Below are 15,344 nucleotides of genomic sequence, written 5' to 3'. Positions count from 1 at the left end.
GATGCAGCAATGCGGGGTGCGCGTACAGGCTGGTGCTGATTCAGCAATGCGGGTGCGCGCACAGGCTGGTGCTGATTCAGCAATGCGGGTGCGTGCGCAGGCTGGTGCTGATGCAGTAATTCGGGTGCGCGCTCAGGTTGATGCTGATGCAGTAATTCGCGCGCGCGCTCAGGTTGATGCTGATGCAGTAATTCGGGCGCGCGCGCAGGCTGTTGGTGCTGGTGCAACAACATCACCTGCGGATCCTGCACCATCAGCTGTTGCAAATGGTGGATAAAATGGGGAGTGGCGATGGGTTCAGCGACATCTGCCCAGCGCAGGCTGTCGTCATCAGGTTGCGTGGCCCAACCTTGCCACGGTGGCGTCAGTAACAACAACCAGCTTCCCGCACGCAACGTGCCTGCCAAAGCCGCAAAGGCCTCAGCATGAAAGCCGCTGCGCGCATCAAATATCGCATGCTGGAATTCACGACCCAGTAGCGTGCGCAGCGCAGCGGGTGCTACGCGGTGGGGGAAATCATCGCTGTTGCTGAGTGTGAGCCAGTCGCCAGGCAGCGCCGCACGCCATTCAACTGCCTGCCGCAGCGCCCAGTCAGCTTCACCGGCGACGACGCACAGGCGGCGAATACCCGCCCGCTGCATCGCGGCGGTGATGTCAGGTAACAGCATCAGTTGGAGGCGAAGGTGTTACAGTCGCCGGGATTGCCGCTGTCAAAACCGCGTTTGAACCACGTATAACGCTGCTGCGACGTGCCGTGCGTGAAACTGTCTGGCACCACGCGCCCCTGACTTTTTTGCTGCAGGCGGTCATCACCAATCGCTTCCGCGGTATCCAGCGCTTTCTGCAGGTCGCCGACTTCCAGCATATTTTGCTGCTGCACGTAATGGCCCCACACGCCGGCAAAGCAATCCGCCTGCAGTTCCATTTTCACCGACAGCTGATTGGCCTGCGCCTGGGTGGCGCCCTGCTGCATCTGACGCACTTTAGGCTCGATACCCAGCAGTTTTTGGATGTGATGGCCCACTTCATGGGCAATCACATAGCCCTGGGCAAAATCACCGCCCGCGCCCAGCTTGGTTTTCATATCATCGTAAAATGACAGGTCGATATACACGGTTTGATCGGCCGGGCAGTAAAACGGTCCCATCGCCGACTGGCCGCCACCACAACTCGTCGAGGTGTAGTTGCGATACATCACCAGCTTAGGTGGCACATACTGTTTGCCCATTTTCTGGAACAGCGTGCCCCAGGTTTCCTCGGTGGTGGCAAGAATCACCTTGGTGAATTTGGCATCTTCATTGTCCTGCGCCGAGTTAATCGGGCGCTGTTGCTGTTGCGTCACCGGGGCACCGCCTTGTAACAACGCGGTGAGGTCATAACCGTAATAACCCGCCACCGCCACCACAATCAGCAGGATGATGCCGCCTTTGCCGCGCGGTAAACGGATTTGCCGCCCGCCGCCGCCGCCCAATCCGGGTGAATCATTGCGACGATCTTCTACATTGTCGCTTTCACGACGACCTTGCCAGCGCATGGCTCGCTCCTGTTAAAAGGTTTTGCATGATTTTAGTTGGCGGCACCGCGGATCACCAGCGTTGCGAAACGCAAGCGTGTAGCAGCGCAATTGATTGCGCATCATTTAGCGGTTGATGAGCAGAAATGCGCAGTGAATTGCACATCTGGGATTTGAGGGAGAGGCGTCAGCAGACGCAGTTTATGAAAGGAGCACCGGCCAGACAGCGCGATGAATCGCGCCGCAACCGACCGGTGCTGACTGAAACTTAATCCAGCTTCACACCCAGGCGGTGTGCCACTTCTTCATACGCTTCTACCAGGCCGCCGAGGCTCTGACGGAAACGGTCTTTGTCCATTTTGTCCATGGTCTCTTTGTCCCACAGACGCGCGCCGTCTGGCGAAAACTCGTCGCCCAACGTCACTTCACCATTGAACAGACCAAACTCCAGTTTGAAGTCGACCAGAATCAGACCGGCGTCATCAAACAATTTGTTCAGCACGTCATTGGCTTTAAAAGTCAGTTCCTGCATGCGCGCCAGATTGGCTTTGCTGACCCAACCAAAGGTCTCGCAGTAGGATTCGTTTACCATCGGGTCGTGTTTGGCGTCATCTTTCAGGAAGAGATCAAACAGCGGTGGATTGAGCAACATGCCCTCTTCCACGCCCAGACGTTTTACCAGCGATCCTGCCGCACGGTTGCGAACTACGCACTCCACCGGCACCATCTCCAGCTTTTTCACCAGCGCTTCGTTATCGGACAGCAGCGCTTCCATCTGGGTCGGTATGCCCGCTTCCTGCAATTTGGTCATGATGAAATGGTTGAACTTGTTGTTCACCATCCCTTTACGATCAAACTGCTCGATTCGTGCACCGTCTCCTGCTGACGTATCGTTGCGGAATTCAAGTATCAGCAGATCCGGATTGTCGGTGCTGTATACGGTTTTCGCTTTACCGCGATACAACTCAGCTCGCTTTTGCATCTCATTAACTCCAAACATGAAAGAACCCGTGTTCAGCGGTGTTTCACCGCGCGACGACTGCCTGACGCAATCGTTTACTTCGCCGGGCGCTATTATGCCAAAATCAAAACAAAAAGGCCGGAGAATCTCCGGCTCTTTGGCAATTTATTTGTTCAGTGCACCCTGGAACACCGCCACCAGCGCATCATTCTGCGACTGAGTGAGCACGTGGCCCTTAGGATCGATGAACTGCAGACTGCTGCGGTTATCCAGATCGCCGACCTGCAATTTGTAATCGCCGTTCGGAAGCTCAGGATCTTTCGCACCAATCGCGTCAAACGCGCTGCTGCCTGGCTGTTTGTAAGTCACTTTCAGACTGCCCTGCGAGCGGTTGTCATCGGTCACTTCCATGCCCACACGCTTCAGCGCCGCTGGCAAACGCTGCCAGGTGACGTTAAACGGTGAACGCAGCACCAGCATTGGCAAGCCGGTATCATCTGCGCCGCTCTGAACATCAATCTGTCCGGTGGCGCGACCCGCTGCTGCATCGGCGCTGGCGGTATCGATTTTATCCAGACCGGTGCTGATGTCGTTCAACATCTGGCCGGTGTAGCGTTGGATCTGCGCAGGTGAAGTCACCGGCTCACCTTTCTGCTGCAATTCCAGCAGACGAACCGTCAGCACCTGCTGATAGCTCTGGTTCTGAACGCTGATCTGGTAGCGACCGCGATACTGGTTATCTTCATCCGCACGGTTCCACTGCACCCAATCGGTGGTCAGCTGCTGCCCAGCATCATCACGCTGTGCAATCGGGAACTTGTAAGACTGGATCACATTGACCACCTGCGACCAGATAGAACCACGGCTGCTTTCTACCGCCAGCACGGCGGTGTTGCCATTGAACTGTGCACGCGTGCCGTTCAGCAACGCCAGTGGCTGAGCCGGTGGACGAATGTCCAGTTCTTTACCAACGGCACCCTTGGCGACGGTGTGTGGCACATCATAATCACCATTCTGCAGAGGCAGAATCATCCCCGCCGGGGCTTTTAAATCATGCAGTTCAGGCGCCTGCAGGTAAGATTCATCACCGCTGACCTGGCGCTTATAACGCTGATCGCTGGAACAAGCTGTTAGCAGCATCAGGGTGGACAAGCCCACCACGGTTGCCAGCGTCGAGCGCTTAACTGAATAACTCATTGATTCTCCCTAAATTATCGCAGACCCGCTTTAATCAGCGCTTGGGCCGTTTTCGCCTGACCCGCTTCGGTCAGTGGCGTCATTGGCAAGCGCAGCGTGTCATCCGCGATTAATCCTAGCTGTTTCGCTGCCCATTTCACCGGGATTGGATTGGGTTCACAGAAAAGCGTCTGGTGCAGGTGCATCAGACGCTGATTCAGGCGACGCGCTTCGGCAAATTTACCCTGTTGCGCCAGCGCACAGAGTTCAACCATTTCACGCGCTGCAATGTTAGCCGTGACCGAAATAACGCCATTGCCGCCCAGTTGCATGGAATCCAATGCTGTCGCGTCATCGCCGCTGACAATAATGAACTCATTATTAACCAGCTCTTGGATCTGAGTAATGCGTGATAAGTTCCCGGTGGCCTCTTTGATTCCGATAATATTTTTAATTTCGGCCAGGCGAGCCACGGTTTCTGGCAGCATGTCACAGCCCGTGCGCGATGGCACGTTATACAGCATCTGCGGCAGATCGGTGCTTTCAGCAATCGCTTTGAAGTGCTGGAACAGGCCTTCCTGCGTAGGACGGTTGTAGTAAGGCGTCACCGTCAGACAACCCACCACACCGCTACCGGTAAAGCGCTTAGTGAGAGAGATACCTTCAGCAGTGGCATTCGCGCCGGTGCCAGCTATCACCGGGATACGGCCATCAGCCAGTTCCAGGGTCTGCATCACCACATCGCCATGCTCTTCATGGCTGAGGGTGGCAGATTCGCCGGTGGTGCCAACAGAAACAATCGCCGCGGTGCCGCTGGCAACATGATAATCAATCAGTTTTTTCAAACTCTCGCGGCAGACATTACCTTTTTCATTCATTGGCGTAATGAGCGCAACAATACTTCCGGTGAACATGGGCTATCCCCTCGTCAATCAAGTGCCTCATGTTACGTTTTACCTCGAAAGAAAAGCAAGCGAGCCAAGCCATTCACACCCTTGTCAGCAGTTTTTTTTATGTTTACCTTATGGTTATTAGCGAACGTACAGGAAACGCCATTTTGCCGCAGTCACAGCCCCACCATTTGGTGATCACCGCATTGGGCGTTGATCGTCCGGGTATCGTCAACACCATCACCCGCCATGTCAGCAGCTGCGGTTGTAATATTGAAGACAGTCGTCTGGCGATGCTGGGTGATGAATTCACGTTCATCATGCTGCTTTCCGGTAGCTGGAATGCGATAACCCTGATTGAATCCACGCTGCCGATGAAAGGGGCCGAGCTGGAGCTGTTGATTGTCATGAAGCGCACCAACGCTCGCATCACGCCACCGATGCCAGCCACCGTGTGGGTGCAGGTGGAAGTGCCGGATTCTCCTCATCTCATTGAGCGCTTTACCGATTTGTTCGATAAACATCAGATGAATATTGCCGAGCTGGTTTCACGGATTATCCCGGCACAGGATGGCGTTCCACCCACGCTGTATATTCAAATGACGGCGCACAGCCGGATAATCAGGCCAGCGCACCGTTTGAACAGGCCTTCAACAATCTATGTGAAGAACTGCATGCACAAGGCTCAATTCGTCTTTATAGTGTCACCGACGATGCCAACAACACCCTGTAAACTATCGCCGGGTTATTTCTCCACACACTCTGCCACGCAGGCATACCGTGTAGTGAAATAACCCAGAGGGTGACGCCATCTGGTACTTTTCACCGTGATGGTGTATTACCCACAGCATGAAGAAAAAAAATGGAGAGTTGTGATGAATCCACTGAAAGCCGGTGATACCGCACCGAAATTTAGCTTGCCCGATCAGGACGGCGAACAAGTAAATTTGGCCGACTTCCAGGGACAGCGCGTTCTGGTCTATTTCTATCCGAAAGCCATGACGCCGGGTTGCACCGTACAGGCCTGTGGTCTGCGCGACAACATGGATGCGTTGAAAACGGTCGGCGTGGAAGTGCTGGGCATCAGCACCGACAAGCCTGAAAAACTGTCACGCTTCGTCGAGAAAGAAGTGCTGAACTTCACGCTGTTATCTGATGAAGATCATCAGGTCTGTGAGCAGTTTGGCGTGTGGGGTGAAAAAACCTTTATGGGCAAAACCTATGATGGCATTCACCGCATTAGCTTCTTGATTGATGGTGACGGAAAGGTAGAAAAAGTCTTCGACGACTTCAAAAACATCAAACCACCACGATATCGTGCTGGATTATGTGAAGTCGGCATAAAAAATAACGGGTGCACTCTGTGCACCCGTTTTCTTTATCCCTGCTGATGTTCAAGCGCGGTTTCCGGCCAGGCACGCACCACGGCTTTGATTAACGTGGCCAGCGGGATGGCGAAGAACACGCCCCAAAAGCCCCACATGCCACCAAAAATCACCACCGAAAGAATGATCACCAGCGGATGCAAATTGACCGCTTCTGAGAACAAAATCGGCACCAGCACGTTGCCGTCCAGCGCCTGAACCACCAGATAGACGATAAACATCGTCCAGAAATCGCTGCCTAATCCCCACTGGAACAAACCCACGCCGATCACTGGAATCGTCACGACCATCGCGCCGATGTAAGGAATCAGTACCGAAATCCCCACCAGCACCGCCAGCAGCAGCGCATAGTTGAGCCCCAGAACCAGGAAAGCAATCCAGGTGACAAATCCTACCGCGACCATTTCCAGCACCTTGCCGCGAATATAGTTGGTGATTTGCTGATTCATCTCCTGCCACACCACGCCTGCCAGGCCACGATTACGCGGCAGCACGCGACGTACGGCGTTGAGCATCTGCTCTTTGTCTTTCAGCAGGAAGAACACCATCAGCGGCACCAGTACCAGATAGATCATCAGCGTCATCAGCCCCACCAGAGAGGCGAGAGAGTATTTCACCAGTGATTCACCCAACCCGGTCAAACGGCTGCGCAGATTCTCCACGATGATATCGATGATGCCCGCATCCACCAGCGCCGGAAAACGTTTGGGTAATCCGGCCGCATAGACGTAGAGCTTGTTCAGCATATTGGGGAGATCGCGCAGCAGATTAATGCCCTGTTGCCAGGCCACCGGCGCGACGATGAGCACCATCACCAGCAGAATGCCCGCGAACACGATCAGTACCATGCTGGTGGCACAGGTGCGGCTACATCCCAGCCGTTGTAAACGGACAGTTGGCCACTCCAGCAGGTAAGCCAGCACCAGCGCGACCAGCAATGGGGCCAGTAAGCCGCTGAAGAAAAAAAGGATACAGAACGCCATCAGCAGGATCACCAGCAGGCCAATTGCCTCGGGATCGCTAAAGCGACGTTTGTACCATTGGAAAAGCAGAACCAGCATTTCACTTCCTTGACGCCTAAAACGGGACGACGATTGTACAGAAATTTACGGCGAAAACCTGATGCGCATAAATGCGCACCCTACGAATATCAGATGATATTGTGCGTCTGTGTGCATCCGGATAAATCGTGCCGTCTTGTCGTAAGGCCGCCATTTATGACGACCTGGTAAAAACTAACGGGTAATGCTGCTCACCAGCGCATCCTGCCCGGCAATCATCACGCAGTTACGTCCGGCATTTTTCGCCTGGTAGAGTGCGGCATCCGCCTGTTTCAGACTCAGGTCTTGTGACCCGTTATCCGCTTTCCAATGCGCGATGCCCACCGACAGCGTGATGTGACCGACATGGTCAATCCAGCTCTCGGCAATGCTGGTGCGCACACGCTCGGCAATCACGCGCGCTTCTTCCGTCGACGTTGCAGGCAGCAGCATCAGAAACTCTTCGCCACCGTTACGACACACGACATCGGTTTGTCGTGCACTGTTGCGCAGAGTCCGCGCCACCTGCTTAATCACCTCGTCACCGACATCATGGCCGAAGTTGTCGTTTACGCGCTTGAAGTGATCGATATCCAGTGCCAGCACCGCGAAGGGCTGACGCATAGTTTCGAAGTAATCCAGCACCGCGCTCAGGCCACGGCGGTTGAGCAGGCTGGTCATCGGATCGGTTTGTACTTCTGACTTCAGCCGACCGATTTTGTCCTGTACCAGACCAATCCCCGTGAGTAAGGCACGTTTCACCTGTGCCGCTTCGAAATACCACGCACGGATGCCACCAATTTCGCCGGAGACGCCTTGCGTATCCATTTGGCTGGCCTTGCGCGCCAGTTGCCACAGTGGCAGTGCAATCAGTCGGGCAAAGATCACCGCCATCAACAAGGTCAGCAGCGCAAACGGCACTGAATTTTTCAACACTTTCAGCAGCAGGCCAGAAAGCGGCTGTAACGTCACGTCGGTGGGCTTCAGCGCCACCACCATCCAACCGGTGGTCGGCACAATGGCATATCCGGCCAGCTTCGGCACATCTTCTTCCGTGACCTGCACCTCGCCATTGGTGCTCTCCTGGCGAGTACGATCGCTGACTATTTCTGGCACGGTTTTACCAATCAGCTGACTGTTCTGGTGATAGAGCACCTGATTGTTGCGATCCAACACGTACACACGCGTGCCGTCCCGGTAGAACTGTTCACCGAGCAAAGCATTCAGAATACTTTTCTTCTTCAGATAGATGGTGCCGCCCACGTAACCGAGATAACGCCCTTCGTTGCTCCAAATCGGCCAGGAGACAAACACAATCAGGTTGTTAGCGGCGGAAATGGTGGGTTTGCTGACCATCGGCTGGCGCTGCGCCAGCGCTTCGCGCGAAGCCTGGCTGGTCAGTTGCATGCCTTTCAGCATCAGCGATTCAGGTGAAATGGCTTTCACGATACCGTTGGTGTCGACCACGGCCACGGAGTTAAAGCTGTTGGTTTGCTCGCGCAGTCGATTCACTTCCTGCTGCGCCAGCTCCGGGTTATCAAAATCTTTGCCTAGCTGGGTTGCACTGTAATGCAGCTGCGACTGCGCCAGTTGGAAAAACACTTCCGTTGTGGCGGCGAGTTTAGTGGCATAGGCGCGATTGGCTTCAAGGGTGCTTTCGATCAGTACCATGCGCTGCACACGCCAGGTGGCGTACAACGTATTGGCGAGCGTAATGACGATACTGGTGATCGCCAGCAACGCGATCAGCGTCCGCAGGTCAGTTTTTGGCCGGAAGCGCATCAGCATGACGCAACCGCCCTGGTGTAAAAATTCATGATTTTCGTGCCTGACAATATAGTTATAGTTGGACTAGCTACCCCTGGTGAGGGAACCGCCAATTGTACACCTGCAAACCCAATTGAGCACGAACCATCCTGTCAGACACGCGTAATAATTCAGCAAACGTTGGTGCTAATCGATCAGGCCATTAGCGTCATAAAACGGCCACGGGCCCGGATAATCGCCGATGGCGCAGAGATGTGTGGTCATTCCCTGCTGCGGATGCCAGCGATGCAGCAAGAAGCCTGGCGGTTCCAGCACGAAATTCGCCGGACCATTTTCAGACAAATCAAAGGCAACCTGATGCGAGACGCCCGGCGCAACACAGGCCAGGGTTCCAGCAAAGCGCGCCTGTACTGAGCGATGCAAATGGCCGCTCAGCACGCGTTCCACCTGCGGATGCTGGCGGATAATTGCCGCCAGCGCCTCAGGATTGCGCAAAGGTTGTTTATCCATATGGCCAATACCGCAAATCAGCGGTGGATGATGCAACATCACCAGCGTGGGCAATTGCGGTTCACGCGCCAGCTGCTCTTCCAGCCATTCCAACTGCGCTTGATCCACATAGCCCCACGGCTGGTGCGGCACGCTGGAATCCAACGCCAGCAGCTGCACCCCTTTTACCCGCGCCTGCCAGTTGAGGGTTTCACCGCGTTGCAGATAATGGTGATCCGGGAACGCCGCGCGTAGCTGCTGACGATCGTCATGATTGCCCGCCATCAGCATGTACGGCAGCTGCAAGCGACGCAGCGCCGTCCGCAGCGTTTGATACTCTTCTGCGTTGCCAAAATCCACCAGATCGCCAGTGATCACCACCATATCCGGACGCGGCAGCAAATGATTCAGCGTCTCGATGACCCGCAGTAAAGCGGCCTGGGTATCGACTTTTTTATACGACAGGCGACCGTTCGCCTTGATGTGTAAATCACTAATTTGCGCGATCAGCGTCAATGCTTCAGACACGAATTTCTTCCTCAGGATGCAGAAAATTGGAGTGCGGCGTCCTGCGCCAGCGTCCAGCTCACCGGTTGTCCGGCATGCCAGGCTTCACGCGCGTGGCGATCAACCTGAATCGGCATCGCCAGACCGATGTCGATCATCAGCCGCTGCGATGCGCCTAAAAAGGTGCTGGCGAGAACAAAGCCCTGACGCGCATAGCGATTGTCGCTGGCGAGCAGTACATCTTCCGGGCGGCAGAAGCGCTGCGCATTGCCGCGCGCGTCCACATCCACGCAGTTGATTGCACCAACGAAGTCGGCGACAAACTTTGAAGCGGGATGCTGATAGATGTTTGCGGCGTGTCGATTTGCACCAGTCGGCCCTGCTCCATCACCGCAATGCGATCGCCGAGCGCCATCGCCTCTTGCTGATCGTGCGTGACGTAAACGGCAGTAATCGCCAGCTTCTTCAATAACGATCCGATTTCAAGACGTAGGCGGTCACGCAAGCGCGCATCCAGCGCCGCCAGCGGCTCATCAAACAGCAACACTTTGGGCCGCGCCGCCAGCGCGCGCGCCAGTGCCACGCGCTGTTTTTGCCCGCCGGACAGCTTATCGATGCTGCGTTGCGACAAGGCGCTGAGGTCCACCAGCTCCAGCATCTCCTGCACGCGCGTTTCACGCTCGGCACGCGCCACGCCCTGCACTTTCAAGCCGTAAGCCACGTTCTCGGCGACATTGAGATTAGGGAACAGCGCATAGTTCTGAAACACCATGCCGACGTTGCGCTTCTCAATCGGCAATGCGGTGACGTTGCGATCGTCGAACCACACTTCGCCACCATCATCACAGCGTTCAAGTCCGCTGATGATGCGTAAGGTGGTGGTTTTGCCACAACCAGAAGGCCCGAGCAGCACCAGGGTTTCACCGGGATTCACGGTCAAATCGAGCGGATGCAATGCCAGTTGATGATTGAAGTGACGCGAACAGCCGCGCAGCGTCACGGTAACGGCCGCAGGATTCATGCCGCCTCCTTGTTTTGGCGCGAGACCGCGCGGTTAAGCCAGTGATTCACCGCATTCAGCATTAGCAGCAGCGGCAGAATCATCAAAATGAAAATCAGCGTGTAGGCAGAACCCACTTCCAGTCGCATCGAGGCGTAACTGTCCGCAAGGCCGACCGGCAGCGTTTTGGTCAGCGGCGTATGCAGCATCCAGGTGATGTTGAACTCGCCCACCGACAAGGTGATGACCATAAAAGCACCGGCCAGAATGCCGTTGCGGCAGTTGGGCACCACCACGGTAAAGAAGCGCTGCCACAGGCTGGCACCGAGACTGGCGGAAGCCTCTTCCAGGCGCGGCATATCCACCGCCTGCATCACCGCCAGCACCGGCCGCATCATAAACGGCAGCGTGAACAGCACGTGACCAATCAGAATAAATACCCAGCTGTCACGCAGACCAGAGAACTGGCCGTAGAGCAGAATGATGCCGAGCGCAGTGGCTAAACCGGGCAGCGCCACCGGCAACATCAGGCACTCTTCGATGCGCGCCGCCCAGCGGCCAGGCGCTTTCAACAAGCCCCACGCGGCTGGCACGCCAATCACTAACGTGACCAGCAAACAGAACAGCGCAATCAGCAGCGATAGCCAGAACGTGTCGGCATACATCTCCCACACCTGCTCAACCCATTTCAGGGTCAAGCCGCTGCGCAGGCCGATAAAATAGTTATTGGTGACGCCTGCCAGCATCGACAGCACCACCGGCACGATCATAAACAGCGCGGTGAGCGTGGTGACCAGCAGTTGCAGGCTAAATAATCCGCGACGATTCATGCCGCCCCCTTGTGTGCCAAGCGACGCGCCAGCATCAGTGCCAGCCAGGCGACGGCGCCCATGACCACCGACAACGCTGCCGCTGTGGCAAAGTTGGCGTAGTTAGTGAATTCGCCATAAATGGTCAGCGGCAGTACCGCCAGATTGGTGCCGAGGGTAAAAGCGGTGCCAAATGCCCCCATACTGGTGGCAAAACACAGCGCGCCAGTGGAGAGCATCGCCGGTTGCAGACCTGGCACAATCACGTCCCAGGTGATACGCCACTGGCTGGCACCGAGTGAACGTGCCGCTTCTTCCAGCGAGCGATCGAGCTTTTCACTGGCTGCGACGAGCGTGACGATGGCGCGCGGCAGCGAAAAATAGAGATAGCCGATAAACAATCCAATAAGTGAATAGGCCAGCGTCCAGCGTTCGTGCACCAGACTCATACTGAATTGCGCCAGCAAGCCCTGACGGCCCGCCAGCATCACCACCAGGAAACCCACGACTACGCCGGGAAAGGCCAGCGGAAAAGTCAGTAAGGCGAGTAACGTGCCACGCCCGGCAAAACGTTGACGTGCGAGGAAGCAGCCGACGGTGGCCGCAATCGCCAGCGTCACCAGCGTGACGGCCAGCGACAACACCACGGTATTCACCAGGCTGATCAGGTAATTCGGCTGACTAATAACGGTCCAGTAGCCGCTGTGCTGCGTGGTGCGGTCGTTCTGCATGCCCATTTGCAGCAGGCGAGCAAACGGCAACAGCCAGAAAGCACAGAAGAACAGCAGTGCGGGTAGCGTCAGCCACAGCCAACGGCTACCCGGCAAAGGACGAGCCCGGCGGCGTGAGGCCGCCAGGGTGTCGGAAATCGACATAGTTAACGAATCTCGCTCAGGTACTTAGCGGAGAACGCTTTCTGCGCATCGGCCATCTGCTGATAGTCGACGGTTTGGGCGCGTGCATAATCGCTATCCGGCAGGAAGAATTTCTTCGCTTCGGGTGACATCGCTGAAGTACGCACCGGGCGCAGGAAGGCATTGGCCCAAATCGCCTGACCTTTGTCCGACAGCACATAGTCGATCACTTTTTTGCCATTGGCTTCGTGTGGCGCGTTCTTCACCAGGCTGATGACATAAGGAACGGTCACCGTGCCCTCTTTCGGGATCACAAACGCGACGTTGGCGTGATCTTTATATTTGGCGCGATAGGCATTGAAATCGTAGTCGAGCAGAATCGGGATTTCGCCGGAGATCAGACGCGCATACGCGGTTTGCTTAGGCACGATCGGCTGGTTGGCCTGCAGTTTCTTGAACCAGTTCAGCGCTGGCGTAAAGTCCTGCATGTTGCCGCCCTTGGCCTGGTTGACCGCGACCGCTGCCACGTAACCGACAAAGGCACTGGCCGGATCGAGGTAGCCAATCATCCCTTTGTATTCAGGTTTCAGCAGATCGTCCCAGGATTGGGGTACCGGCGCGCCACCGAGTGCATCCACGTTGACCATAAAGCCCATGGTACCCGAGTGCAGTGCGACCCATTTGCCGCTGGGATCTTTCATTCCGGCTGGGATGTCGTCCCAGTGCTGGGGTTTGTAACCGGTAATGACGCCCGCGCTGTCGGCCTGGATGCCGAAACTGACGCCGTAATAAACCACATCTGCCACCGGATTACCTTTCTCCGCCACCATTTGCGCCAGCGCCTGGCCGGAGTTTTTGTTGTCTTGTGGCACGGTGATGCCGGTGTCTTTGGCAATGGCTTTGAGCTGTGTACCCCAGTCAGCCCATTCGGGCGGACAGTTGTAGCAGATCGCGGTGTCTGCGGCCTGGGTGAAAGTACTGAACAGCGAACCGGCGGTCAGCGCGATCGCTCCTGCAAGAATTTTCATTTTTCGTTGGAGTTTCATGGTGGTTCCCTGGTGTTGGCAATGCCCGTCATACTTCAAGCTGCAGGTGCGTTGGCTGCGTATATTTAGCCCAGTCACTTACTGATGTAAGCTCCCGGTCTAAATACACTTGCCGCCTTCCTGCAGCTCGAATTATTTTGGGCATGGTTTTAGTTAATCGAAGGTGCGGCGATGCTCTCACCGCTCCGCAACCGATGGGCCAGTACGCGGGTGCCGCGGCTGGCTTGTTGTAACAACATGTCTATGGCACAGGCACCGAGCATATCGGCTGGCTGAGTGACGCTCGCCAGTGACGGCGCAATCTGCTCGCCAATATCGATGCCATCAAAGCCCATCACCGAAAGCTGCTGCGGGATGCGTACACCGGCACGCGCCGCGGCACCAATCAGGCTGATGGCGAGCAAATCATTGGTACAAATCACCGCCGTCAACGGTGCTTCACCCTGCAACTGCGGTTGCAGCAGCGCAAAATCCGATTGGGTATGGCTGTTCATTTCAATCACTGGCAGCACGGTCAATGCGGCGCTGTGCATAGCATCGCAGTAGCCCTGATAACGCAGACGGGCACGGTCCGATTGCAGCATCGGTCCGGCGATCATGCCGATGTGACGATGGCCCAGGCTTAACAGGTGCTCTGTGGCTTCTCGCATCGCCTGGCGGTTATCGACGCAAATCGCCGGCCAGTGACTTTGCTGCGGCACGTTGTGCGCCAGCACAAACGGCATGTTGGCTTCGTGCAGCGTGGTCAGCACCGCGCTGTTATCCGCATCCGCCACGGTAAGCACCAAACCGGCGACGCGCTGGCGCAGCATATGTTCGACAATCGCCGCTTCACGTTCTGGCTGATAATCACTGGTTGCCACCAGCAAACCGTATCCGGCGGCGCGCGCCTGACGCTCCATCGCCTGCAACTGGCGTGAAAAGATCGGGTTAAGCAGCGAAGGCAACAGCACACCGAGCGTGGTGGAACTTTGCGTACGCAGCTGTCGGGCAATGTGATTGGGGCGAAATCCGAGTTGCTCTGATGCCGCCAGCACCTTTTCCAGCGTGTCCGGCCGCAGCAGATGGGGATCAGAGAATGCGCGCGCGGCGGTAGCGCGGGATACGCCAGCCAGCTTTGCCACACTGATTAAATCGGACATGTTCGCCTCGTGAATGAGCAATGAGATCGATCTCATTGGCGCTTAAATTAGCGGCGAACTGTGACAGCAACATCGCGGGGAGATGACGGAAAGATGACAGCAGCGCGAACTGCTGTCAGGCGGGGATTACAACATCAGGAAGGCGTAACCTTCGTTTTGCAGCGAGGCCACGGTCGTACCGCTGGAGAGCGTGTGAGTGACACGCGTATCGATCCAGTCACGCTCAAGTTGATGGAACGCCACCGATTGATCGCAGATGGTCACTTTCACCCCCGCTTTCTTTAACTCATCAATCAGCTTTAGATTCGGGTTATCACTGCCGTAAGCTTTGCGGAATTGATCGTTATTGAGCGCAGCGGGTACTGCGTCACTGTTGATCGATACCACAAAGTTCAGCTGATTCAGTGGCACCCCTGCGGCGTAATAGAGGTTGGTCACACGCGCCACGCGCTCCAGCCCGAGGTTCGGCTGACGGATGTCGCCTTCATTGCGGTTAATCTGGAAAACAACTTTATTACTCAACCCTGGCGTATTGGCTGGATTGTAATCCGGCGTATTCACAAAATGAATTTTGCCATAGCCGGCAATGGCCGGTGTGCTCCAGAAATCAACCGGTTCAGATTTCTGGTCGGTAAATTTGCCGCTGACTTTATCCACCAGTTCAGGAAGCTGTAATACATTACCGCCAATAAAGCCGGCCACAGCAGCGATAACAATATATGACGCAGGACGCATTTCACTTCTCCTCAATGAAGACCAGAAGCC

General features: G+C 55.8%; 13 protein-coding genes and 3 pseudogenes. 2 read left to right on the top strand and 14 right to left on the bottom strand.

Translation table 11 applies throughout. From position 1 onward, the window contains the following. The 5 genes from HA45_RS15985 to dapA all read right to left on the bottom strand — a co-directional run. A partial coding sequence (locus tag HA45_RS15985) for a tRNA(Met) cytidine acetyltransferase TmcA domain-containing protein (protein ID WP_143808507.1) occupies positions 1-668 on the bottom strand: 668 nt, incomplete at its 3' end. Further along, a complete protein-coding gene (gene ypfJ / locus HA45_RS15980) occupies positions 668-1,534 on the bottom strand; it encodes a KPN_02809 family neutral zinc metallopeptidase (RefSeq protein ID WP_100701239.1) in 867 nt (288 codons plus the stop codon). The genes HA45_RS15985 and ypfJ, both read right to left, overlap by 1 nt. Positions 1,535-1,781: 247 nt before the next feature. Beyond that, positions 1,782-2,495: a phosphoribosylaminoimidazolesuccinocarboxamide synthase gene (purC, locus tag HA45_RS15975; protein WP_100701240.1), complete on the bottom strand. Its 714-nt coding sequence runs from the start codon at positions 2,493-2,495 to the stop codon at positions 1,782-1,784. Positions 2,496-2,639: 144 nt separating this feature from the next. Next, entirely contained in the window at positions 2,640-3,671 is a 1,032-nt protein-coding gene (gene bamC / locus HA45_RS15970; RefSeq protein WP_100701241.1) for an outer membrane protein assembly factor BamC, read from the bottom strand. A 14-nt stretch (positions 3,672-3,685) separates the two neighbouring features. Next, entirely contained in the window at positions 3,686-4,564 is an 879-nt protein-coding gene (dapA, locus tag HA45_RS15965; RefSeq protein WP_100701242.1) for a 4-hydroxy-tetrahydrodipicolinate synthase, read from the bottom strand. A 110-nt stretch (positions 4,565-4,674) separates the two neighbouring features. Here dapA and HA45_RS15960 point away from each other — a divergent pair. Both HA45_RS15960 and bcp read left to right on the top strand, forming a co-directional pair. Next, positions 4,675-5,273 (top strand): annotated as a pseudogene (locus tag HA45_RS15960) (glycine cleavage system transcriptional repressor). Between the two features lie 142 nt (positions 5,274-5,415). Continuing rightward, a pseudogene (gene bcp / locus HA45_RS15955) lies at positions 5,416-5,884 on the top strand (thioredoxin-dependent thiol peroxidase). Positions 5,885-5,918: 34 nt separating this feature from the next. Here bcp and HA45_RS15950 read toward each other — a convergent pair. The 9 genes and pseudogenes from HA45_RS15950 to HA45_RS15910 all read right to left on the bottom strand — a co-directional run bounded on the left by HA45_RS15950 (position 5,919) and on the right by HA45_RS15910 (position 15,314). Beyond that, entirely contained in the window at positions 5,919-6,986 is a 1,068-nt protein-coding gene (locus HA45_RS15950; RefSeq protein ID WP_100701244.1) for an AI-2E family transporter, read from the bottom strand. 174 nt (positions 6,987-7,160) lie between these two features. Continuing rightward, positions 7,161-8,753 (bottom strand): sensor domain-containing diguanylate cyclase, encoded by a 1,593-nt coding sequence (locus HA45_RS15945; RefSeq protein WP_100701245.1) that lies wholly within the window; start codon positions 8,751-8,753, stop codon positions 7,161-7,163. Between the two features lie 165 nt (positions 8,754-8,918). After that, positions 8,919-9,749, bottom strand: coding sequence for a phosphodiesterase (locus HA45_RS15940; protein WP_100701246.1), 831 nt, complete (start codon positions 9,747-9,749; stop codon positions 8,919-8,921). 11 nt (positions 9,750-9,760) lie between these two features. Next, positions 9,761-10,749, bottom strand: a pseudogene (locus HA45_RS15935) (ABC transporter ATP-binding protein). Continuing rightward, a complete protein-coding gene (locus HA45_RS15930; RefSeq protein ID WP_038645478.1) occupies positions 10,746-11,558 on the bottom strand; it encodes an ABC transporter permease in 813 nt (270 codons plus the stop codon). The pseudogene HA45_RS15935 and the gene HA45_RS15930 overlap by 4 nt, the downstream one beginning before the upstream one ends. After that, complete coding sequence (locus HA45_RS15925; protein WP_100701248.1) at positions 11,555-12,412, bottom strand: ABC transporter permease; 858 nt, start codon at positions 12,410-12,412, stop codon at positions 11,555-11,557. Before HA45_RS15925 ends, HA45_RS15930 begins: the two co-directional genes overlap by 4 nt. A 2-nt stretch (positions 12,413-12,414) precedes the next feature. After that, positions 12,415-13,437, bottom strand: coding sequence for an ABC transporter substrate-binding protein (locus HA45_RS15920; RefSeq protein ID WP_100701249.1), 1,023 nt, complete (start codon positions 13,435-13,437; stop codon positions 12,415-12,417). Between the two features lie 149 nt (positions 13,438-13,586). Further along, on the bottom strand, positions 13,587-14,579 hold the full coding sequence (locus HA45_RS15915) for a LacI family DNA-binding transcriptional regulator (RefSeq protein ID WP_100701250.1): 993 nt from the start codon (positions 14,577-14,579) through the stop codon (positions 13,587-13,589). Positions 14,580-14,705: 126 nt separating this feature from the next. Beyond that, positions 14,706-15,314: a DsrE family protein gene (locus tag HA45_RS15910; RefSeq protein ID WP_100701251.1), complete on the bottom strand. Its 609-nt coding sequence runs from the start codon at positions 15,312-15,314 to the stop codon at positions 14,706-14,708. Positions 15,315-15,344: the final 30 nt, after the last annotated feature.

The organism is Pantoea rodasii (assembly GCF_002095465.1).
GTDB classification, from domain to species: Bacteria; Pseudomonadota; Gammaproteobacteria; order Enterobacterales; family Enterobacteriaceae; genus Pantoea; species Pantoea rodasii.
This window is presented reverse-complemented; position numbering and strand designations above follow the sequence as displayed.

Excerpts from the sequence above, each read along its gene's own strand:
- HA45_RS15920 (WP_100701249.1), bottom strand. The coding sequence starts at position 13,437 with ATGAAACTCCAACGAAAAATGAAAATTCTTGCAGGAGCGATCGCGCTG.
- HA45_RS15910 (WP_100701251.1), bottom strand. The coding sequence starts at position 15,314 with ATGCGTCCTGCGTCATATATTGTTATCGCTGCTGTGGCCGGCTTTATT.
- ypfJ (WP_100701239.1), bottom strand. The coding sequence starts at position 1,534 with ATGCGCTGGCAAGGTCGTCGTGAAAGCGACAATGTAGAAGATCGTCGC.
- purC (WP_100701240.1), bottom strand. The coding sequence starts at position 2,495 with ATGCAAAAGCGAGCTGAGTTGTATCGCGGTAAAGCGAAAACCGTATAC.
- HA45_RS15925 (WP_100701248.1), bottom strand. The coding sequence starts at position 12,412 with ATGTCGATTTCCGACACCCTGGCGGCCTCACGCCGCCGGGCTCGTCCT.
- HA45_RS15945 (WP_100701245.1), bottom strand. The coding sequence starts at position 8,753 with ATGCTGATGCGCTTCCGGCCAAAAACTGACCTGCGGACGCTGATCGCG.
- HA45_RS15915 (WP_100701250.1), bottom strand. The coding sequence starts at position 14,579 with ATGTCCGATTTAATCAGTGTGGCAAAGCTGGCTGGCGTATCCCGCGCT.
- HA45_RS15930 (WP_038645478.1), bottom strand. The coding sequence starts at position 11,558 with ATGAATCGTCGCGGATTATTTAGCCTGCAACTGCTGGTCACCACGCTC.
- bamC (WP_100701241.1), bottom strand. The coding sequence starts at position 3,671 with ATGAGTTATTCAGTTAAGCGCTCGACGCTGGCAACCGTGGTGGGCTTG.
- HA45_RS15950 (WP_100701244.1), bottom strand. The coding sequence starts at position 6,986 with ATGCTGGTTCTGCTTTTCCAATGGTACAAACGTCGCTTTAGCGATCCC.
- dapA (WP_100701242.1), bottom strand. The coding sequence starts at position 4,564 with ATGTTCACCGGAAGTATTGTTGCGCTCATTACGCCAATGAATGAAAAA.